18 protein-coding genes are annotated in these 21,096 nt (G+C 70.3%); 11 read left to right on the forward strand and 7 right to left on the reverse strand.

Features of this window, described 5'->3' with window-relative positions; translation table 11 throughout:
• Positions 1-2 precede the first annotated feature (2 nt).
• Both SSMG_RS16900 and SSMG_RS16905 read left to right on the forward strand, forming a co-directional pair.
• The gene (locus tag SSMG_RS16900) at positions 3-815 is read left to right on the forward strand and encodes an oxidoreductase (protein ID WP_009077770.1); all 813 of its coding nucleotides are present in this window, start codon (positions 3-5) and stop codon (positions 813-815) included.
• Between the two features lie 145 nt (positions 816-960).
• The gene (locus SSMG_RS16905; RefSeq protein ID WP_009077772.1) at positions 961-2,730 is read left to right on the forward strand and encodes a dihydroxy-acid dehydratase; all 1,770 of its coding nucleotides are present in this window, start codon (positions 961-963) and stop codon (positions 2,728-2,730) included.
• Positions 2,731-2,868: 138 nt separating this feature from the next.
• Here SSMG_RS16905 and SSMG_RS16910 read toward each other — a convergent pair whose 3' ends face one another.
• The 6 genes from SSMG_RS16910 to SSMG_RS16935 all read right to left on the reverse strand — a co-directional run bounded on the left by SSMG_RS16910 (position 2,869) and on the right by SSMG_RS16935 (position 9,358).
• Positions 2,869-3,150: a colicin immunity domain-containing protein gene (locus SSMG_RS16910; RefSeq protein ID WP_009077774.1), complete on the reverse strand. Its 282-nt coding sequence runs from the start codon at positions 3,148-3,150 to the stop codon at positions 2,869-2,871.
• A gap of 151 nt (positions 3,151-3,301) precedes the next feature.
• Positions 3,302-5,302, reverse strand: a complete 2,001-nt coding sequence (locus tag SSMG_RS16915) for a TIM-barrel domain-containing protein (protein ID WP_009077776.1) — start codon at positions 5,300-5,302, stop codon at positions 3,302-3,304.
• An 18-nt stretch (positions 5,303-5,320) separates the two neighbouring features.
• Positions 5,321-6,130 (reverse strand): carbohydrate ABC transporter permease, encoded by an 810-nt coding sequence (locus SSMG_RS16920; RefSeq protein ID WP_009077777.1) that lies wholly within the window; start codon positions 6,128-6,130, stop codon positions 5,321-5,323.
• Positions 6,127-7,065: a carbohydrate ABC transporter permease gene (locus SSMG_RS16925; RefSeq protein ID WP_009077779.1), complete on the reverse strand. Its 939-nt coding sequence runs from the start codon at positions 7,063-7,065 to the stop codon at positions 6,127-6,129. The genes SSMG_RS16920 and SSMG_RS16925 overlap by 4 nt, the downstream gene beginning before the upstream one ends.
• Complete coding sequence (locus tag SSMG_RS16930) at positions 7,062-8,297, reverse strand: sugar ABC transporter substrate-binding protein (RefSeq protein ID WP_009077781.1); 1,236 nt, start codon at positions 8,295-8,297, stop codon at positions 7,062-7,064. Before SSMG_RS16930 ends, SSMG_RS16925 begins: the two co-directional genes overlap by 4 nt.
• 53 nt (positions 8,298-8,350) lie before the next feature.
• Complete coding sequence (locus tag SSMG_RS16935) at positions 8,351-9,358, reverse strand: LacI family DNA-binding transcriptional regulator (RefSeq protein WP_009077783.1); 1,008 nt, start codon at positions 9,356-9,358, stop codon at positions 8,351-8,353.
• Between the two features lie 314 nt (positions 9,359-9,672).
• Here SSMG_RS16935 and SSMG_RS16940 point away from each other — a divergent pair, with 314 nt between their 5' ends.
• The 4 genes from SSMG_RS16940 to SSMG_RS16955 all read left to right on the forward strand — a co-directional run bounded on the left by SSMG_RS16940 (position 9,673) and on the right by SSMG_RS16955 (position 16,569).
• Complete coding sequence (locus SSMG_RS16940; RefSeq protein WP_037713952.1) at positions 9,673-12,636, forward strand: glycoside hydrolase family 3 protein; 2,964 nt, start codon at positions 9,673-9,675, stop codon at positions 12,634-12,636.
• A gap of 61 nt (positions 12,637-12,697) precedes the next feature.
• Complete coding sequence (locus SSMG_RS16945; protein WP_009077786.1) at positions 12,698-13,390, forward strand: hypothetical protein; 693 nt, start codon at positions 12,698-12,700, stop codon at positions 13,388-13,390.
• 329 nt (positions 13,391-13,719) lie between these two features.
• Positions 13,720-15,549, forward strand: coding sequence for a murein biosynthesis integral membrane protein MurJ (gene murJ / locus SSMG_RS16950; protein ID WP_037713954.1), 1,830 nt, complete (start codon positions 13,720-13,722; stop codon positions 15,547-15,549).
• A 168-nt stretch (positions 15,550-15,717) separates the two neighbouring features.
• Complete coding sequence (locus SSMG_RS16955; protein WP_009077790.1) at positions 15,718-16,569, forward strand: ATP-grasp domain-containing protein; 852 nt, start codon at positions 15,718-15,720, stop codon at positions 16,567-16,569.
• Between the two features lie 73 nt (positions 16,570-16,642).
• Here the strand turns inward: SSMG_RS16955 and SSMG_RS16960 are convergent, their stop codons facing one another.
• Complete coding sequence (locus SSMG_RS16960; RefSeq protein WP_009077791.1) at positions 16,643-17,914, reverse strand: vanadium-dependent haloperoxidase; 1,272 nt, start codon at positions 17,912-17,914, stop codon at positions 16,643-16,645.
• 114 nt (positions 17,915-18,028) lie between these two features.
• Here SSMG_RS16960 and SSMG_RS16965 point away from each other — a divergent pair, with 114 nt between their 5' ends.
• The 5 genes from SSMG_RS16965 to SSMG_RS16985 are packed head-to-tail and all read left to right on the forward strand — an operon-like array spanning position 18,029 to position 21,075.
• The gene (locus SSMG_RS16965) at positions 18,029-18,610 is read left to right on the forward strand and encodes an RNA polymerase sigma factor (protein WP_037713956.1); all 582 of its coding nucleotides are present in this window, start codon (positions 18,029-18,031) and stop codon (positions 18,608-18,610) included.
• A complete protein-coding gene (locus SSMG_RS16970) occupies positions 18,607-19,293 on the forward strand; it encodes a ubiquinol-cytochrome c reductase iron-sulfur subunit (protein WP_009077794.1) in 687 nt (228 codons plus the stop codon). Before SSMG_RS16965 ends, SSMG_RS16970 begins: the two co-directional genes overlap by 4 nt.
• Before the next feature lie 38 nt (positions 19,294-19,331).
• On the forward strand, positions 19,332-19,739 hold the full coding sequence (locus tag SSMG_RS16975; RefSeq protein WP_009077796.1) for a cupredoxin domain-containing protein: 408 nt from the start codon (positions 19,332-19,334) through the stop codon (positions 19,737-19,739).
• On the forward strand, positions 19,736-20,674 hold the full coding sequence (locus tag SSMG_RS16980) for a metallophosphoesterase (protein ID WP_009077798.1): 939 nt from the start codon (positions 19,736-19,738) through the stop codon (positions 20,672-20,674). Before SSMG_RS16975 ends, SSMG_RS16980 begins: the two co-directional genes overlap by 4 nt.
• Complete coding sequence (locus tag SSMG_RS16985; RefSeq protein WP_009077801.1) at positions 20,671-21,075, forward strand: hypothetical protein; 405 nt, start codon at positions 20,671-20,673, stop codon at positions 21,073-21,075. The genes SSMG_RS16980 and SSMG_RS16985 overlap by 4 nt, the downstream gene beginning before the upstream one ends.
• Positions 21,076-21,096: the final 21 nt, after the last annotated feature.

Below are 21,096 nucleotides of genomic sequence, written 5' to 3' on the forward strand. Positions count from 1 at the left end.
CCGTGTCCAAAGTGTGCCTGATCACCGGTGCCTCGGCGGGAATCGGCCGTGCCGCCGCGCTGGAACTGCGGCAAGCCGGCTACGTCGTCTACGGAGCCGCGCGCCGAGTGTCCAAAATGGAGGAACTGCGCGCCGCGGGCGGACACCCGCTGGCGATGGACGCCCGCAGCGAGGCGGATTTGGCCCGCGTCGTCCGCACTGTCCTCGAGGAACAGGGTCGGATCGACGTCCTGATCAACAACGCCGGGACGGTGCTGCACGGCGCGGCCGAGGAGGTCCCGTTGGACGCGGCCCGCGACCAGTTCCAGGTCAATGTGTTCGCGCCCGCGAGGCTCGTCCAGCTGGTGCTGCCCGCGATGCGCGCCCAAGAGTCGGGCCGCATCGTGAACGTCTCGTCCATCGGCGGGGAGATCAGCCTCCCGTTCGGTGCCTGGTACTACGCCTCGAAACACGCGCTCGAGGCGTATTCCGACACGCTGCGCATGGAAGTCCGGCCGTTCGGCATCGAGGTCGTGGTCGTCCAGCCCGGCATCATCAAGACCGAATTCGAAGACCGGACCGCGGCGCAACTGCGGGAGTACTCCGGCCGGGGTCCGTACGCGGCAATGGTGGAGAAGATGGCGAGCCAAGCCGAAACCGGCCTCTCGGACGGTTCTGCTCCCGCTGTCGTCGCCCAGGCCATCCGACAGGCGGTGGAAGCCGATCCGCCGGAGACCCGGTACGCCGTCGGGCTGCACGCGGAGCAGCTGCTGAAGCTGAACCGGACCTTGCCGGACCGCGAGTTCGACGAACTGGTCACCCGCTCGATCCGGTAGGAATCGTCGTGGCGGCGCGCCGGGAGAAGCTTCCGGCCGATCCCGCTCAGGCCCGGGGCCGTCGCGTTCCGCCGCCCCGCCCGAGCTGCGCGCCGGACCGGATCTGCGACGATGGGGGCGATCGCGGTCGAAGACGGGAGAGCTGATGGACGAGTCGAGCCGCCGGGACGTGTGGCGTCCGGGCCAGGACTGCCAGGCGGTGGCCACTGCCCGGTCGCTGGGCCAGGACGTGGAGAAGATCCACGGGGACGCGTGGGGCGTCGTCGGCACCCTGGGGGACAGCGTCTGCTACCTCGGCGTCACGGACAAGGTCGAGGCGATCCACCAGGCTCTCGCGCGCCGGATCACCGAACGCGACCTGCCCGTCCGGCTGCTGGCCCCGAACTACTCGGGCGGGATTTCGGACGGCCAGCGCAACGGCACGCCGCAGATGCGGTACTCGCTGATCGGCCGCGAGACGACGAACGACGGGTTGTCCTTGCATTTCGAGGGCAGCGAGATCCGGGGAGCGGTCGCCGTCGTGGCGTGCGACAAGCCCCCGGTCGGCGCCACCGCGGCGATCCTGGAGCGCGACGTGCCCGCCGTGGTGCTTTCCGACGGGTCCATCCGCCCGGGCACTGATCCCGAAACGGGGGAGCGGATCGACCTGGTCAGCTGCTTCCAGGTCGCCGGGGACCCGGACGAGGCGAAACGCGAGCGGTGGGCGCGCAACGCGTGTCCCGGGCACGGCAGCTGCGGCGGGATCTTCACGTACAACACGATGCAGTCCTTCATCGCGGTGCTGGGCCTGGAGCCGCTGCACATGGTGTCGCCCGCGTCCGAGGATCCGCGCCGGGTCGAGGAATTCCCCGAGCAGATCGTGGACTGCCTGGAAATCATGACGCAGCGCGGGATCACGCCGCGCCAGCTGGCCACCCCGGCCGCGTTCCGCAACGCCGCGGTCGTGGCGATCTCGCTGGGCGGCTCGACGAATGTCGTCCTGCACGCGCCGGAGATCGCCCGCGCGGCCGGTCTCGACTTCTGGTCGGAGGTCATGACGCAGCAGGAGTTCAACCGGCTCTCCCGGACCGTCCCGGTGCTCGTCGACGCGCGGCCGTTCGGGCAGTACAGCATGGTGGACATCGACGCTTCCGGCGGCCTGCAGGCAGTCGTCGCGGAACTGCTCCGGCACGACCTGCTCGACGGCTCCACCCTGACCTGCACCGGCGAGACGCTCGCCGAGCAGATCGAGCGACTCGCCCCGCCCGCTCCGGACCGGCAGGTGATCTTCCCGGTCGCCGACCCGTTCAAGCCGACTGGCGGCCTGCGCCTGCTGTCGGGCAACCTCGCCCCCGAAGGCGGCGCGGTGATCAAGCTGGCCGGAGTCGAAACCGGCGTCGTCGACGGCCGCTTCGAGGGGCGGGCGCGCGTCTTCGACAGCGAGCAGGCCCTGCTGCGGGCGCTCGTCGAAACGCCGGACGAGTTCGCGGACCGGGACATGGTCGTCATCCGCTACGAAGGCCCGCGGGGCGCGCCCGGCATGCCCGAGATGCTCGACCCGACCTCCCGCATCACCGCGCTGTGCCGGAGGAAAGGCATCTCGATCGCCCTGATGACCGACGCCCGGTTCTCCGGCGGATCCGTCGGCCTGGTCATCGGACACGTCGGCCCGGAAGCCGCCCTCGGCGGCCCGATCGCCCTCGTGGAAGACGGCGACACGATCGTCGTGGACCTGAACACTGACACTCTCGAGTGTGTCGAGTTGGCCGATGGTGCGGTGCACGAGGCGCGCCTCGCGAAGTGGCAGCAGGCGGCCGAGGCGAACGGCGGGGTGCATCCGCTGGTGCGTCCGGTGACGTCTCGTTTGCTCCGCCGCATGCGCGCACTGGCGACCCCGGCGATCAACGGAGCGGGGATGGTGGAGGCGGGTTCCTGACTCGGCGGAGCCGGTGAGCACCAGGCAGCGCCGTCGGCATCGGAATGGCCCGTCTGTTGCTGTACCGGCTCGGCGACGACATCCGCTTGGTCGCGCTCGACGAGGTGCGTCCCAGGGAGGCCGCCATTTGTCGGGGCGCTATTCGAGCACGCCGAGCCGTCGCAGGCGCACCAGCGCGGCGGCGGCACGCTCGCGCAACGCTTCGTCCCGGTCCCGGCGCTCTGCTACCGAAGCCTCCGGCGAGACGAAATATTCGTCGACCTCGGAGAACAGTTCGTCAAGGACGGCGAACACGTCCTCGGGGTGCAGCGTCTCGTCGTTCTTCATCAGGTCGAGGTACCGCTGCTCGAACTGGCCAGCATCGATCCCGCCGTCGACGAATCGCTCGATCAGCTCGCCGTAGTCGTCCGCGTCGCGCATGGGTGGTCAGCTTCTCGTTCCGGGAGACAAAACCTGGTCAGAAGGCAAAGCAACGGATGGCCCGCGGTCCACGGTAGGGCATCGGGAAGCCCTGACAGTCCTCCATGGACGGTCAGAGCTTCCCGCGGGCGCGGATACTGACCCCAAGCGTTCAAGAACGCAGCGGGTTGTCCGCCCCCTCCCGAACGAACACCGGAATCCGATCCAGCGGCGCCGGCGCCTCGACTGTCGTCCCGCCGGGCCGGGTTTCGCCGGTGGCCGCGTCGGTCCACGACGTCCCGGCGGGCAAGTACACCGTGCGGACCGTCGCGCTCGCCGTCAGGACCGGGGCGATCAGCAGGTCCGGGCCGAGGAGGAACTGGTCGTCGGCGGTCCACGCGGCCGGGTCGTCCGGGAAGTCGACGAAGAGCGGCCGCATCGGCGGGATGCCCCGTTCGTGCGCGATCCGCATCTGCCGCATCAGGTAGGGACGGAGGGTTTCCCGCAGCCGCAGCGACTTTTCGATCAGTTCGAGCGCTTCCGGGCCGTAGGACCAGGCTTCGTTGGGGCCGCCGGTCATGTCCGGGCCGAATTCGGTGCGGGGATCGCGGAAGCCGTGCAGGCGGAACAGCGGGCAGAACACGCCGTACTGGAACCAGCGGACGACGAGTTCGCGGTACTCCGGCGAGTCCGGGTCGCCGCCGTGGAAGCCGCCGATGTCGGTGGTCCACCACGGGATCCCGGCGACGGCGAGGCTGAGCCCGGCGCGGACCTGGGCGCGCAGGGATTCCCAGGTCGGGGCGATGTCGCCGGACCACACCGCCGAGCCGTAGCGCTGGCTGCCCGCCCAGGCCGAGCGGCTGAGCAGGACGACCTCGTCGTCGCCCTCGCCGGTGATGCCGTCGTGGAAGGTCTGGGCGTGGGCCCGCGGGTACAGCGTGGCGGCCTCGCTGCCGGGACCGGCGCGCAGGCTCAGGTTGTGCGGGTGGCCGGGCTGCAGTTCCGGTTCGTCGCCGTCGAGCCACCAGGCCCGCACGCCGAGGTCGTAGTAGTTCTCCTTGATCTTCTCCCAGACGAACCGCCGCGCCTCGGGGTTGGTCGCGTCGTAGTAGGCGACCGGCATTTCGGCGCCGAAGCCCTTGTCCTTCCACGGAGCGTGGAACGGGACGCCGCGGTCGGTGCCGACGAGCAGGCCGTGCTCGTGCATATGCCGGTAGTTCTCCGACAGCGGGCTGACCGTCGGCCACACCGAGACCATCAGCTTGAAGCCGAGCGCGTCCAGTTCGCGGATCATCCCGGCCGGATCGGGCCATTCGGCCGGGTCGAACCGCCAGTCGCCGAGGTGGGTCCAGTGGAAGAAGTCGGCGACGATCACCGACAGGGGAAGCCCTCGGCGGCGGTATTCGCGGGCGACGGACAGCAGTTCGTCCTGGCTGCGGTAGCGCAGTTTCGACTGCCAGAAACCGGCCGCCCACTCCGGGAGCATCGGGACGTGGCCGGTCGCGTCGGCGTAGCGGGACAGGATCGCGCGGGGGTCGGGTCCGGCGGTGATCCAGTAGTCGATCTGCCGGGCGTCGTCGGCCACCCAGCGCGTGCCGTTGACGGCGAACTCGACCCGTCCGACCGCCGGGTTGTTCCAGAGAAATCCGTACCCGCGCGAGGAAAGCAGGAACGGCACCGACACCTCGGCGTTGCGCTGCATCAGGTCCAGCACCAGTCCTTTGTGGTCGAGCCGGCCATGGGTGCGCTGGCCGAGTCCGTAGATCCGCTCGTCGTCGTAGGCGGCGAAGCGCTGTTCGAGCCGGCCGTAGCCGTTGGCCGACGGCAGGAACAGCCGCGCGCCCGGCCACCAGAAGTGCGCGCGCTGCTCGGACAGGAGTTCCTCGCCGGTCGCGGTGCGCACGAACCGGACGACGGCGTCGATGCCGGTGTCGGTGTCGATGACTTCGACGATGCCGGTGATGTCGCCGTTGACGACGACGCCCCGGCGGTCGGACGCGGTGACCTCCGCGGGGACCGGCTTGGGCGGAAGCAGCGCCCCCGGGATGTCCTCGAGGATGTCGTGCCGTCCGGCGCGCACGCGCAGGCTGTCCGCGCCCCAGGGTTCGAGGCGGAGGACTTCGTGGCGGATGGCGACTTCGAGTGCGCGGCCGTCTCCGGTCACGGTGATCATGGGGCTCCTAGGGAGGATTCAGTCCTTGACGGCGCCGCTGGTCAGCCCGGCGGTGACGTACCGCTGGGCCACGACGAGCAGGACGGCGGCGGGAACGGAGGCGAGAACGGCGGTGGCCATGACGGAGTTCCAGTCGGCGGACTGGTTGCCCACGAACCGGTAGATGCCGACGGTGATCGGCTCGAACCCCTGGCCGGTGGTGAGCGTGACGGCGAACAGGAAGTCCGCCCAGGCGAACAGGAACGCGAACAGCGCCGCGGTGAGGACGGCGTTGCGGCTGACCGGGAGGATGATCGAGAAGAACGTCCGCCAGTACCCCGCCCCGTCCATCCGGGACGCTTCGGTCAGCTCCTTGGGCACGGAGATCATGAAGGCCCGCAGCAGCAGCACGCAGAACGGGATCGTCGCGGTGGAGTCGGCGAGGATCAGGCCGAGGTAGTTGTCGATCAGACCCAGGTTGCTGAACACGGTGTACAGCGAGTTCGCCATCACGATGCCCGGGATCATCTGCACGATCAGCAGCACGAACACGAACACCGGGCCGCCGCGGGTCTTCAGCTGCGCCAGCGCGTAGGACGCGGGCAGCGCGACGGCGAGGGAGACGAGCACGGTGCCGAGCGCGATGATCACGCTGGAGACGAGGTGCCCGCCCTGGGAGCCGAGGGCGTTGCGGTACCCGTCGAGGGTGCCGCCGATCGGCACCCAGTCCGGATTCGGCTTCAGCAGGGCGCCACTGGGCTGCAGCGAGGCGTTGACCATCCAGTAGAGCGGGAACAGCAGAATCGCCACGAGCACGATCCCGACGGCGGTTTTGAGCCGGGCGGTCATGCGGCCGTCTCCCCGAGCGTGGCCTTGGCCGAGCGCAGGTAGAGCAGCCCGAACACGGTGGCGACCAGGATGAGGATGTTGCCGACGGCGGCGCCCTGCCCGAACGCGAAATCGTGGAAGGACAGCTGATACGACCACGTGGTCAGGGTCTGGGTGGCGTTGGCCGGCCCGCCGCCGGTGACGACCATGATCACGTCGAACACCTTGATCGTGTAGACGAGGCCGAGCATGAGCACGATGCCGGTGACCGGCCGCAGCTGCGGCCAGGTGACGTAGCGGAAGCGCTGCCACGCGTTGGCGCCGTCGAGCGCGGCGGCTTCGTAGAGCGAAGCGGGGATCGCCCGGAGGCCGCCGTGCAGGATGACCAGGTTGAACGGGATGCCGATCCAGATGTTGGCCAGGATCACCGCGGGCAGCGCCCAGCCGGTGCTGGACAGCCACGGCACGTGGCCGATGCCGACGAGGCCGAGCGCGGCGTTGACGACGCCGTGGTCGGTGTCGAGCATCCACCGCCAGGCCGCGCCGCTGACCACCAGCGGCAGCAGCCAGGGCAGCAGGAGCAGCGAGCGCAGCACGGTGCTGCCCGGAAAACGGCTGTTGAAGAACACCGCGAGCGCGAGGCCGATGCCGAACTGGAACACCAGCGACCCGGCCGTGAACAGCACTGTGTTGAGCGCGGACGCGGGGAACAGGGGATTCCGGAAAACGGCGGCGTAATTGGCGAAGCCGACGAACGGCGCTTCGCCGGTGTAGAACGACTTGACCGTGTAGTCCTGCGTGCTCATCACGAGATTCGCCGCGAGCGGGTAGCCGAAGAACACGACCACGTACGCCACCGCGGGCAGCAGGAACGCCCAGGCGACGAACCGGTCTCGGGGCCGGGCCCGGCCGGTCGCCCGCGGTGCGGCGAGCGACGGGGCGGCGCTGACCGTCACGATCCGCTCGCCTGCTGGGCGGTCTTCAGCGCGTCGGCCGGCGAGCTTGTGCCGGTCAGCGCGGCCTGGAGCGCGTCAGCGATCGCTTGGGAGACCTTCGGGTACTTGTCGCCGAGTTCCGCGGTACGGGACCGGGCGGCGCCGACCTCGTTCGCGAAGGCCTGCATCGACGGCTGCTCGGCCGCGAACTTCTGCGCCACCGAGGTCTTGGACGGGACGTAGGCGTGCGCCTTGCTCCATTCCAGCATCACCGGTTCGGACAGGATGCAGGACAGCACCTTGCCCGCCGCGCGCTGCCCGGCCGCCCCGGTCGCGGGGATCGCGCCGACCTCGCCGCCGAGTGCGACCACCGGCTGGGCGCCCGCCTGCGGGACCGGGATCGGCACGACGCCGTAGTGCAGGGATTTCTGCTCGTCGAGGCGGGCGAGGTTCCAGGAGCCGTTGATCATCATCGCCGCGTTGCCGCCCACGAACTGGTCGGCGACGTCGTTCTGGTTCCACGTCAGGACCGACTTCGACGCCGAGCCGGACTTGACCAGGTCGGTGACGAACTGCAGCGCTTGAGTCGCCTGTGGACTGTCCAATCGGGACAGTTCGGCACGGTTGCTCCAGAAGAACGGCAGGAACTGCCAGGTGCCCTCTTCCGACGCGATCGCGGAGAACGCGAGTCCGTACTTGCCGTCCTTGGTCAGCTTCGCCGCGGCAGCCTTCAGCTCGTCCCACGTCTTCGGCGGTTCGACGCCCGCGGCCTGCAGCAAGTCCTTGTTGTAGATGAGGGCGAGGCCGTTCACGCCCGGCGCGAGGCCGTAGACCTTGTCCTGGTAGGTCCCGGCCTTCACGATGCCCGGGGAGTAGCCGTCGGTGGAGATGCCGTAGTCGGTCAGCGGCGTGAGCGCGCCGGTGGACGCGACCTGCTGCAGCGTCGGGTTGTCGGTGAACATCAGGTTCGGCAGCGTCTTCGAACTCGCGCCCTGCAGCACCTTCGGCAGCAACTGCGCGGTCGGCACCTTCTGCCGGTCGATCTTGATCCCGGTCTGGGCCGCGCATCCGTCGAGGACCTTCTGCCACGCGGCGGAGCCCTGTTCGTCGGCGTAGTAGTCCAGTTCGGTGATCGACGTCGCGGCCGGCGCGTCCGGACCGGCGCCGCCGGGCGGGGCGGGGGAGCAGGCGGCTGACAGTCCGGCGGCGGCCGCCCCGGCGACGGCGAGCAGGCGCAAACGGGCACGGGTCATGGCGGGTTCTCCTTTGAACGGGCGGGGAGGGGTACGGCGGTGAGGGAGGGGGGTCAGTGGTGGGCCGGCGGGGCGGTGCTGGCGCGCACGGCCAGTTTCGGGGCGAGCAACCGGGTTTCGTTCGTGCTCTGGCCGGAGAGCTGGCGCATGACTGTTTCGACGGCGAGCGTGCCGACCTCGCGGGCCGGGATGGCGATGCTGGTCAGCGGAATCGGGTAGTGCACGGCCATGCTGTCCGGGCAGACCGCGACGACCGAGAGGTCCTCGGGCACTCGCACCCCGCGGTAGCGCAGGTCCGCCAGCAGGCCGGGCAGCGCGGCTTCGTTGTGCACGACGAGCCCGGTCGCGTCCGGGTTCCGGGCGAAGAAGTCGTCGAGGCCGCCGCCGTGGTGGTAGGCGGCGGGCCACGCCGTCGTGGTCGCCTCGACGTCGCGGCGGGCGGCCTCGGCGGTGAAGCCCCGGATGAACCGGGTGGCGTAGCTGGTGCCCCGCTCGTAGACCTCCGGGCCGGGCCCGACCAGCGCGATCCGCCGGTGCCCGAGATCGGCGAGGTGGCCCACGCTCGCCTCGCCGGCCGCGGCGAAGTCGAGATCGACGCAGCTCAGCCCGCCCGGGTGGTCCGGGACGCCGATGAGCACCACCGGCCGGTCGAGCGTGAGCAGCATCGGCACGCGCGGGTCGGCCGCCTCGACGTCCATCACCATGACCGCGTCGGCGATGGCCGAGGAAACCACCCGGCGCAGCGCCGCGGGGCCTTCGTCGGTGGTCAGCAGCAGCAGGTCGTGGTCGTAGGCGCGGGCGGCGGTGACCGCCGAGGCGACGAACTCCATCACGACCGCGACGTTCGTGTCGGTGCGCAGCGGCACGACCAGGGCCAGCACGCTGGTCTTGCTGCTGGCCAGCGCCCGGGCGCCGGCGTGCGGGTGGTAGCCGAGCTTGCGGATGGTGTCCTCGACCAGGCGGCGGGTCTTCGGGGAAATCGCGCGTTTGCCGCTGATCACGTACGACACGGTGCTCGGCGCGACGCCGGCGACGGCGGCGACGTCGTTGATCGTGACCACGGAGCCTCCTCGGCGGTTCGTCGAAGCGCATCGACAGTCGACGAAAGTATGCGATGAATGCGGTGTGCGCAAGCGGCATTTCCGCCTCGGCGGGCCGTCGAATTCGATTCCGCGATCAGCTTCCTCTGTCGAATTTGTCGAATGCCGTGAATAGGACGTTGCCCCAGCTCAGCGGCGGGTGGTCGAAATCGGCGGGCGAGCCTTGACCCCTTCGCGGTCGTCCTGCGATAGTCGTCGGCATCCGGATTTGTCTCGCAATCCCTCGGAATCCCTGAGTCGAACCGATTCGACAACTTTCCCGGAGGCCCCCACCGATGTGTGCCTACTTCGCGCGCCGCGTCCGCCGCGGCGTGCTGCTGGCGGCGGCCGCGCTGCTGGTCGCGACGCCGGTCCCGGCGCTCGCCGCCCCGCCGCCGCCGTTCCGCGATCCGTCGCTGCCGCTGGACGCCCGGATCGACGACCTGGTCTCGCGGCTGACCCTGGACGAGAAGGTTTCGCTGCTGCACCAGTACCAGCCCGCGATCCCGCGGCTGGGCATCGGCATGTTCAAGACCGGCACCGAGGCGCTGCACGGCGTCGCCTGGTCGACCGACTACGACCGCGGCGGCGCGGTGGTGTCCGCGAAGGGGACGGTGTTCCCGCAGGCGCTCGGCCTGGCTTCGACGTGGGATCCGGCGCTGATCAAGCAGGTCGGCGCCGCGGTCGGGCAGGAAGCCCGCGGGCACCACGCGGAGAACCCGTCGGTGTGGGGGCTGAATCTCTGGGCGCCGGTGGTGAACCTGCTGCGCGACCCGCGCTGGGGCCGCAACGAGGAGGGATACTCCGAGGACCCGTACCTGACCGGCCGGATGTCGGTGGCCTACGGCAGCGGCGTCCAGGGCGACGACCCGCGGTACCTGCGGGCCGCCCCGACGCTCAAGCACTACCTGGCCTACAACAACGAAACCGACCGGACCACGAGCAATTCGTCCGTGCCGCCGAAGATCCTGCACGACTACGACCAGCAGGCGTTCAAGCCCGCGCTGGCCGCGGGCGCGGCGAACGCCGTGATGCCGTCCTACAACCTGGTCAACGGCAGGCCCAACACGGTCAGTCCGGACCTGAACGGCGCGCTGCGGCAGTGGGCGCCGCGGGACATCGCGGTCGTGTCCGACGCGGGAGCGCCGACCAACCTGGCGAATTCCGAGAAATACTACGGAACTCAGGCCGAAGCCGACGCCGCGGCGATCAAGGCCGGGCTGGACAGCTTCACGGACAACGACACCAACGGCTCGATCACCGCCGGCGCGGTGAAGGAGGCGCTGGCGAAGGGGCTGCTGACCGTCGCCGACGTCGAACGCGCGGACCGGCACCTGCTGTCGTTGCGATTCCGCCTCGGCGAGTTCGACCCGCCGGGACGCAACCCGTACGAGAAGATCACCCCGGCGGTGATCGATTCGCCGGAGCACCGCGCGCTGGCGCGCAAGGCCGCCGACGAACAGGTTGTGTTGCTGCGCAACGAAAACCACGCCCTCCCGCTCACGACGCAAGGCAAGATCGCGGTCGTGGGGCCGCTGTCGGACACCCTGTACGAGGACTGGTACAGCGGCACGATGCCGTACCGGGTGACGCCGCTGCAGGCCGTCAAAGAACGGGTCGGCGCCGTCGCTTCGAGCGAGGGCGTGGACCGCATCGCGCTGAAGAACCTCGCTACGGGCAAGTACTTGACCGCGTCGACGGATCCGGCGGGCGGCAAACTCGCCGAGGGCGCCGCCACCGCCGGGCCCGCGCAGTCGTTCGACGTATTCGACTGGGGCGCGGGCAAGAACACGCTGCGCACCGTCGCGAACGGCAAGTACCTCGGCTACTCCGGCGGCGCACTGGTGAACAACGCCGCGCAGCCGAACGGCTGGTACGTCCAGCAGCAGCTCAAACTCGACCCGCAGCCCGACGGCAGCTACGTGCTCGAGTACGCGGGCAACGAGGTGAACGAGCCGTGGTTCGGGAAGAACCGGTTCGCCGTGGTCGGTGCGGACGGCGTGCTGACGATCGGCTCGCCGGACGTCGCGGGCGCGACGAAATTCGGCCGCGACGTCGTCTCCAGCGGAGCGGACAGCGCGGTCGCCGCGGCGAAGGGCGCGGACACCGCGGTGGTCGTGGTCGGCAGCATGCCGTTCATCAACGGCCGGGAAGCGGACGACCGGACCGGCACCGAGCTGGCCCCGGCGCAGAAGGCGCTGGTGGAGGCCGTGCAGAAGGCGAACAAGCACACCGTCGTCGTCGTGGAGAACAGCTACCCGACCACCGGCTGGGACGCGCAGTCCGCGCCGGGGATCCTGTGGACCACGCACGCCGGGCAAGAGACCGGGCACGCCGTCGCCGACGTGCTGTTCGGCGACCACGACCCGAGCGGGCGGCTGACCCAGACCTGGTACGCCTCCGACGCCGGCCTGCCGTCCATGCTGGACTACGACATCGCGAAGACCGGCATGACCTACCAGTACTACACCGGGAAACCGTTGTACCCCTTCGGGTACGGGCTGAGCTACACGAGCTTCCGGTACGGCAAGCCCCGTCCGGTGCAGACCGCGCCGGGCACGGTCGCCGTCGATGTGGACGTCACCAACACCGGAGCCCGGACGGGAACCGACGTCGTGCAGCTGTACTCGAGCGCCCGTGCCTCGCGAGCGGCGCAACCGCTGAAGCAACTGCGGGCGTTCGACCGCGTCGCGCTGGCACCAGGGGAGACGAAGACGGTCCGGCTCTCGGTCAAGACCGCCGACCTCGCGTTCTGGGACGTGACGCGGAACCGGTCGGTCGTCGAAGCGGGGGTGTACGACTTCGCGGTCGGCCGCTCCGCCACGGACATCACCGGATCGGTGCCGGTGTACGTGCCCGGCGAGCGTATTCCGCCGCGTGATCTCACGCAGCCGACGCTCGCGGAGAATTTCGACGGCTACCAAGGCGTGACGCTGACCGACACCGCGAAGACAGACGGCACCTCCGTTGCCGCGACGGCGGGCAGCTGGGTCTCCTACCGCGACGCTCTGCTGCGGCCCGGCAGGACCGTTTTCACCGCGAAGGTGTCCAAAGCGGACAGCGGGACGGCGCGGATCACCGTCCGGCTGGACGATCCGGTCCGCGGCCGGGTGCTCGGCACGGCCGTCGTGAACAGCACCGGCGACAAGTACTCCTTCACTACGGCGACGGCGGCGCTCGCACCGGCGGCGGGACGGCACGACGTCTACCTGACCTTCGACGGACCGGTCACGGTGTCGTCGTTCGCACTGGGGTCCTGAGGGCTCGCCGGGGCCGACCCCGGCGACCGGGCCGCCCGGCCCGGAAACGGAAGGAGAATCGATGCACAAGGCAGTGCGTTCTCTTCTCGCAGCAGTACTGGCCGCCGCTGCGGTGGCGACGACGGCGGGGGTGGCGGAAGCCGCGGTCTGGTCCTCTTCGGACAAATGGGCGACCTGGTCCAACGGCGGCTACACCGTGCGCAACGACGTGTGGGGCAGCGGAGCCGGGCCGCAGACGATCTGGGCGAACTCCGGCGGCAATTTCGGAGTCTGGGCCGACCACCCCGGCACCGGCGGGATCAAGTCCTACCCGCACTCGGCGAAGAACGTCGGCCGGACGCTGAGTTCCCTGAGCAGCGTCACCAGCGCCTTCGCCGTCAACCGGCCCGGCAGCGGCGCTTACGAAACCGCGTACGACATCTGGGCGGGCAACAACGCCTACGAGATCATGCTCTGGATGAACAAACAGGGCGCGGTCGGCCCGCTCGGCACCCGGCAGACCACGGTCAGCGTGGGCGGCCACACCTGGGACGTCTACCGGGGCTCGAACGGCAGCAACGCGGTCTTCTCGTTCGTGCGCACCTCGAACACCGACTCCGGACGGGTGGACGTGCTGGCCGTCCTCAACTGGATCAAGGCACGAGGCTGGTACGGCGACGTCACGCTCGGCGAGGTGCAGTTCGGCTTCGAGATCACCTCGTCGCCCGGCGGGTCGAATTTCACCGTCGGCAGCTACTCGGTGTCGGCCTCCTGAACCGGGATGCCGCCGAGGTGCCGGTACCCGCGGCGGCATCCCCTCTCCAGTCTTGTGCCCGGCGCCGGACGCGACGGGATCCCGATCTGCCGACGGATCGACCACCGGCGCGCGCGAACTGACTACGCTGGGGGAGCGAATCGACCGTCGGCGATGGGCACACGTTGAACAAAGACCCGGGGCGGCCACCCGAACGCCTCACGCGGCGTCCGGCGCCTGACCAACGCCCCCGCCCTCTCCCGCCGGAGGCGGCCGATCCTCGCCGGCAGCCGCCCCCGCCGCGGCGGCCGCCGATCCGGCCGTGGCTTCAGGAACGCGGCCAGAACAGCATGCCCTTCGGCGCCCCGCCGCTGGCGCCGGACGATCCCGACGCCACGGTGTTCATCCCGCGCGTCGGCGGCGTGCCGGCGAATACCAAGTGGCCGGTCGCCGACCCGGATGCCTTGCGCCCGTACGATTCCCTCGCCACTCGCATGCTGCCGCGGCTGCCCGGCGGTGCGCCGCCTGCGCCGCGCCCCGATCGCCCGAGGCGTGACGTCACCGAGCGCCCGCCGCGCGTCGAGCCGAAGGCGATCCCGCCGTCGATAGCGAAGTCCAGCGGGAAGATGGCCGTCGCCTCGCTGGTCAGCCGGATCACCGGCTTCCTGTGGAAGATCATGCTCGTGTGGGCGGTCGGCACCGGCGTGGAGAACGACTCGTTCAACATCGCCAACACGCTGCCGAACAGCGTTTTCGAGCTGTTGCTCGGCGGCGTGCTGAGCAGCGTCGTGGTCCCGTTGATGGTGCGGTCGCAGGACGATCCCGACGGCGGCTCGGCCTACACGCAGCGAATGCTCACGATGGGCCTGACGGTCCTGGGCCTGGGCACCGTCCTCGCGGTGTTCGCGGCGCCCGCGCTGACCTCGCTGTACCTGGACCGAGGCGGACACGCCAGCTCCGAACTGACCAACGCGTTCGCCCGGCTGCTGCTGCCCGAGATTTTCTTCTACGGCGTGTTCGCGCTGCTGTCGGCGATCCTCAACGCCAAGCACATCTTCGGCCCGACGGCGTGGGCTCCGGTGATGAACAACGTCGTCGTCATCGCGACCCTGGCGTTGTTCATGCTCATGCCCGGCAAGATCTCGACCGATCCGGTGCGGATGAGCGACCCGAAGCTGCTCGTGCTCGGCATCGGCGTCACGACGGGCATCGCCGTGCAGGCGGCGCTGCTGGTGCCGCCGCTGCTGCGGACGGGGTTCCGCTTCAAGTGGCGGTGGGGCATCGACAAGCGCATGAAGGAGTTCGGCGGCCTCGCGCTGTGGATCCTCGGCTACGTCGCGATCAGCCTGATCGGCCTCACCGTCAACACGCGGGTGCTGACCAGCGGCGACGCGGGCGGCGTGACCATTTACTCCAACGCCTGGCTGCTGTTCCAGCTGCCCTACGGCGTGATCGGCGTGTCCCTGCTGACCGCGATCATGCCGCGCCTGTCCCGCAACGCGGCCGACGGCGACACCCGCAAGGTGGTGGCCGATCTTTCCTACGGGTCGCGCATTTCCACCGTGATGCTGGTGCCGATCGCCGCGGTGACGACGGTGGTCGGCGAGCCGATCGGAGTCGCCTTGTTCAGCGGCGGCGCGAACTCGGTAGCCGACGCGGGCCGGCTCGGCGAAGCGCTCGCGATCTCGTCGTTCGGGCTGCTGCCGTACGCGCTGGTCATGTTGCAGCTGCGGGTGTTCTACGCGATGAAGGACGCGCGGACCCCGACGCTGATCATGGTCGTGATGACCGCGGTGAAGGTCCCGCTGCTGTACCTGTGCCCGGTGCTGCTGGACCCGCACAGCATCGTCCTGGGCACGATGCTGGTGAACTCGCTGACGTTCGTGGTCGGCGCGATCCTGGGCCAGGTCTGGTTGTGGGTGAGCCTCGGCCACCTGCGCAGCAAACGCGCGCTCGGGGTGATCCTGTTCTCGGTAGTCGCGAGCGCACTGGGCGTCGCGGCGGCCGTCGCCGTCGGCTGGATCGTGCCGGACGCCGGGGCCAAGGGCACCGCGTGGGTCAAGCTGATCCTGCAGGGCCTGGTCGGCCTCGCCGTGTCGTTCGGCGTGCTGGCGGCGCTGGGGATCGAGGAACTCGCGCCCGCGAGGAAGAGGTTCGGCCGGTTGCTGAAGCGGGGGTGACGAGGGGCTCGATTCGGATACGCGCGTGCCAAGTTTCTCGAGTTGCTCCGGTACCTGGGCGCTGGGCGTGCGTAGTTTCCGATGCCCTCGCGGCTCGCGGTATCCCGCCTCGGCCGCACGGCAGGAAATGTGTAGCGGTCGCCGGGCCGGGTCGCGCACTATGCGGTCATGATGCTGCTCGTGCCCTCGGATGTGCTTCGTCCCCGCCGTCCCGATGCACACTTCGCGGCCGAGGCGAGTGCTGCGCGGGCGTCGGGGATCGAGGTCGCGCTGATCGACCACGACGCGTTGGCGACCTCGGCAGGAGCACGTCAAGCGGTGTGCCGGGTACCCGCGGGCGACGACGCGGTCTACCGCGGCTGGATGCTGCGCAGCGAGCAGTACGCGGCCTTCGCCGACGCGCTCGCGCAGCGCGGCGTCACCCTGCGCACCACCGCCGAACAGTATCGGCGCGCGCACGAGCTGCCAGGCTGGTACTCCAGCCTGGCAGCGGTAACACCGCGATCGGTGTGGACAGTCGGCGACGACCGGGCCGCGTTCGACCGTGCGCGAAGCGACTTGGGGCCAGGCCCTGCCGTGCTGCGCGACTACGCCAAGTCCATGAAGCACTACTGGACCGAGGCGGCATTCATCCCCGAGCTGAGCGACGCGGAGAAATCTTGGGCCGTGGCAAGCAGATTCCGGGAGCTGCGCGCGGAGGACATGGTCGGCGGATTCGTCCTTCGCGGATTCGAGAACTTCACCTCCGATGAGGTGCGGACGTGGTGGGTCGACGGCCGGTGCCGGATCATCGGACCGCACCCGGACAATCCGCCCGGCGCCGCGGTCGCCGACCCCGACCTCACCCTGGTCCGACCGCTGGTCGCGGCGCTGGGGCTGCCGTTCGTGACTGTCGACCTCGTCCAGCGAGCGGACGGCGGATGGCGAGTCGTGGAGATCGGCGACGGACAAGTCAGCGACCGGCCGGAAGCGATCACGCCGGAAGCGATGATCACGATGCTTCAGAGCGGCGCAAGCTGAACACTACGATTCGGCGAGCTGGGGCCGGTGGAGAGCGGCTAGCGTTGGAACGCGGGCCAAACCGCTTACTCGGTCAGCAGCGCAACACGAACGCGGCGACGTCCAGGCCCAGCTGCCGACCGGCGTCGTGGTCGAGCCGGGTGTGCACTCCCGCGGCGATGCGGCTCAACCCGGCTTCGTCGGCGGCGTCCTGGAACGTACTGAACCGCCGGACCACGTTCGGCAGCGACTCGGACGTGACCTTCAGCGTCCATCGCGGCCCGTACTCCTGGCTCAAGACCAGCGCGCCCGCCTGCGAGACGACGCTGTGCGCGCCGGGGTACGCGGGGTCCGCCGGGGTGGTGGCGAGGCTCGACCAGTCCGGGATCGCTTGCGTCGCCGGGTTTCCGTCGTCGGCGGCGAGGCGGATCGCGGTGATCGGTCGCCAGATCCGGTAGTGGTACTTCGCTTCGTAGAACGCGATCACGGCGTCGGCGAAGGTCAGGTTCAGCTGTGCGAACACCCGGGCCGCGACGAGCAGGTTGCTGCGCGAACCGCCGACGGCCGACTGTGCGATCTCGTTCCAGTAGTTCCAGATCGGCGCCGCCCAGAACCGCGCCTGCACGGTCTGGTCCGCGGTGCGCGTTGTGCTCGTGTCCCGGCCCGTCGCGGCGACCTCGTTCAGGGCTCTCGCGTACCGGGCGCTATCCAGCGCGGGGTAGGGGCGGGGCCGGAACTGCCCGGCCCGGTCGAGCACGAACGGCGTCACGGCGGGCCAGTGGGTGAACACCGCGGACGCGAACGCGGGCGGCGTCGGCCGGTACTGCCCGGGGGCCGTGCCCGGCGTCAGGACCGGCGGGACCGCTGCGGAGCCGTCGTCCGCGCGCAGGCCGAGGAGCAACCGGGCCACCAGACGCCCAGCTCGTACGCCGCCGTCACGCGGGGTTGGCGGAATGCCGGTCAGTTGCCCGGTCAGCAGGCGCGCGAATTCCGCGGATCGGGCGGGGTAGAGCGCGGCCAGGACGTCGTGCGCGGCCTGTGCTGCCGCCGCTTCCGGTGCCGCCGGGCCTCGGACATCGAGCGTGAACAGGTACGGACGCCCGCTGTTGGTCGTCGCGACGACGGCGTCGTACATCGCTGCGTGCATTAGCGCGAAGCTGCGCGTCGGGTGCACGGTCGCGGGCTGGAGGCCGGGCGTGCGCACGATCGCCAGCAGCTCGCGGTTCCAGGCGAGGACGACGTCCGCGCCGCCCGGCCGGATCGGCGTCGCCGCGGCGGCGGGCCGGGGCAGGCCGGTGGCGGCGAGGACGGCGGCGGCCGCCCCGCCGGTGGCGAGTAGGTGCCGGCGTGACATCGATGCGGTCATTTCGCTCCTCGGGTCGTCGGGAACTCCGCTCACGGATACGGTCTTCGGTTACGGCGTAACCCCGGTGCGTATCCCTCTGGTGGCGGGAAGAGTCCGGTGGGGAGAAGGCGGGCGGTGCCGGTGGCACAGCGGTTCCGGCGCAGACGCGCCGAACAGGACGAAGCGGGCGCGGTGCCTCGCGCGCGGCTGCACGCGGTCGGCGCGGACGTCTACCCGGACTGGGAGGCGGTCTACCGCGACAACGTCGACCGCGTGTTCCGGCTGATGTTCTCGAAGGTCGGCAACCGGCCCGACGCCGAGGACCTCACCACGGAGGTCTTCCTGACGGCGCTGCGGCCGCTGCGGGTCTCGGCAAGCGTCGGCGAGGTCCGGGCGTACTTGCTGGCCACCGCGCGGACGGTGCTGGCCGGGCATTGGCGGCGCACGCTCGGCCGGGAGATCACCGCCCTGGACGAGGAGCGCGACATCGCCGCGTTCGAAGCGGACACCGTCGACCCGGGCGTGCTCGCCCGCGCCGAGGCGATCCTCGCGCAGCTGCCCGAGCGCTACGGCCGGATCCTGCGCCTGCGGTTCCTGCAGGCCTGCTCGTTGAAGGAGGCGGCGGCAGAGCTGGGCACCACCGTCGGCAACGCGAAGGTGCTGCAGCACCGCGCGTTGCGCCAGGCGGCCCAGCTGGCGGAAGGGATGGAGACGTGAGCACTCGAGGCGTCCGCCGGTTCGTCAAGGACCTCCTGCGCCGACGTCGGCCGCGCCCGTTCGCGGCCGGTCCCGGCGATGAGGCGGAGCTGCGGACCGCGGTGCTGCTGCGCGCCGCCCGGCCCGGCGGTGCGGCGGCGAGCGAGGAGTTCGTCGCCGCGCTGCACCGCCGGCTCGCGCAGGAGCTGCGCGAACCCGAACCCGAGCCCGTCCGGGGCGGCAACCGGCGCCGGTTCATCCAGGTGTCCTCGGCCGCCGCGGTGGCGGCCGCGGCGGGCGCGGGCGTCGAGTACCTGGTGACGTCCGGGGCCGAACCGGCCGCCGCGCCCCCGGAAGAGCAGACCCTGCGCCCCGAGAACGGCCAGTGGCGAGCTGTTGTCGCGGCCCAAGACCTGCCCGAAGGCGGCGTGCTGCCGTTCGATTTCGGGGCCGTCGCCGGGTTCGTGCAGCGCTCCGGCGGGCAGGTGCGCGCGGTTTCGGCGACGTGCACGCACCTCGGCTGCCGGCTGAACCTGGACGCGCCGGCCCGGCGGCTGAACTGCCCGTGCCACCGGACGTCGTTCGCCGTCGACGGCGCGGTCCTCACGCATCAGCTGCCGGTGACTCCGCCGCCGCTGCCGCACCTGGTGGTGCGCGAGTCCGGCGGCGTCGTCGAGGTCTTGGTGCCGGGCGAGGGAGCGTAACCCCCGCGCGTATTCCTGGTATGAGGAAATCCGTTGGGGTGAAACACTTCCTGCTCGTCACCGCAGCCGCGCTGGCGTTGACGGCCTGCGCCGCGTCGCCTCCTGCGGCACCGCCGCCCGCCGCCACACCCATGGCGTCGATGCCTGGGATGACGCAGCCGCCGTCGCCACCCGCGGCCGCGAACTCGACGGCGAACGCCGTGGCCATCAAGGACTTCGCGTTCGCGCCCGCCGCGACGACGGTGAAGAAGGGCACCACCGTCACCTGGACCAACCAGGACCAAGACGCGCATACCGTCACCAGCACGGGTTCCGGCGGCCCGCTACGGTCGCCGACCCTCCAAACCGGACAGTCCTATCAGTACACGTTCAGCACGCCGGGCACGTTCGAGTACCTGTGCACCATCCATCCGTTCATGACGGCGACCGTGACGGTGACCCCGTGACCGAAGACGACCCCGGCCCGGAGGGCATGACCCGGCGCCAGCTCCTGCGCCACACGGCGTGGTTCGGCGCCGCGGTGGTCCTGACCGTCACCGGCGGCGAAGTCATCAGCCGGATCGCCGCGCCGGGCGACGCCGCTGCCGTCGACGACCCGAACGCACTGCGGTTCGTTCAGATCAGCGACAGCCACCTCGGCTTCACCGGGCCCGCGAACACCGCCGTCGAGGCGTCGTTTACCGACGCCATCACGCAAATCAACACGCTCGGGTACCGCCCGGACTTCGTCATGCACACCGGCGACCTGACCCATCTGTCGACGGCCGCCCAGTTCGACCAGGTCAAGCAGATGATGAGCACTCTCGACACCGGGCACGTGTCCACGGTGCCCGGCGAGCACGACTCGATCGACGACGCCGGCCAGAAGTACCGCAAGGCGTTCGGCGCGGGCACGGCGGGCGACGGCTGGTACAGCTTCGACGTCAAGGGCGTCCACTTCATCGCGCTGGTCAACACTTTGAGCCTGGAAAAGCTCGGCCACCTGGGTCCGGACCAGCTGGAGTTCGTGCGCAAGGACGTCGCGAAGCTCGGTTCGGACACGCCGATCGTCGTGTTCAGCCACATCCCGCTGTTCGCGATGTACCCGACGTGGGGCTGGGGGACCGACGACGCGACCCAGGCGCTCTCGTACCTGCGGCGGTTCTCGTCGGTGACGTGCCTCAACGGGCACGTGCACCAGCTGTTCACGAAGACCGAAGGCAACATCACCTTCCACAGCGCGACGACGACCGCGTATCCGTTGCCCCAGCCGGGATCCCGGCCGGCGCCGACGCCGGTGACGCTGCCCGCGGGCAAGCTCAAGGACGCGCTCGGCATCCGCGAGGTGTCCTACCGCCCGGGCGGGCCGGGCCTGGCGGTGAAGGACGTGAAGCTGGCATGAACACCGTTCTCCGCCTCGCGACAGCGGTATGCCTCGCGGCGAGCGGCTATCTCCACGCGCAGCTGTACGTCGGTGGCTATCGCGTGATCCCGGTGATCGGGCCGTCGTTCCTGATTCAGGCGTCCGCGGCGTTCGCGGTGGCCGTACTGGTGGCTCTGGGCGGTCCCTTCCTGCTGCGGCTGGCGGCGGCCGCGCTGGCGGCGGGATCCTTGGCGGGCTTCGTGCTTTCGCGGACGACCGGGTTGTTCGGCTTTTCGGAACGGGGTTTCGAGCCCGCGCCGGAGGCTTTGCTGAGCGTCCTGGCGGAAGCCGCGGTGCTTCTCCTGGTCGCGGTGACGGTTTACCGGGTGCGCCGAGCCACGCGGACGGCGCGCGGAGGATATCGGCATTTTCTGAGCTGATCCCGAGTTTTCGCGCAGGGG

Source organism: Streptomyces sp. AA4 (assembly GCF_000158875.1).
Taxonomy (GTDB): domain Bacteria; phylum Actinomycetota; class Actinomycetes; order Mycobacteriales; family Pseudonocardiaceae; genus Amycolatopsis.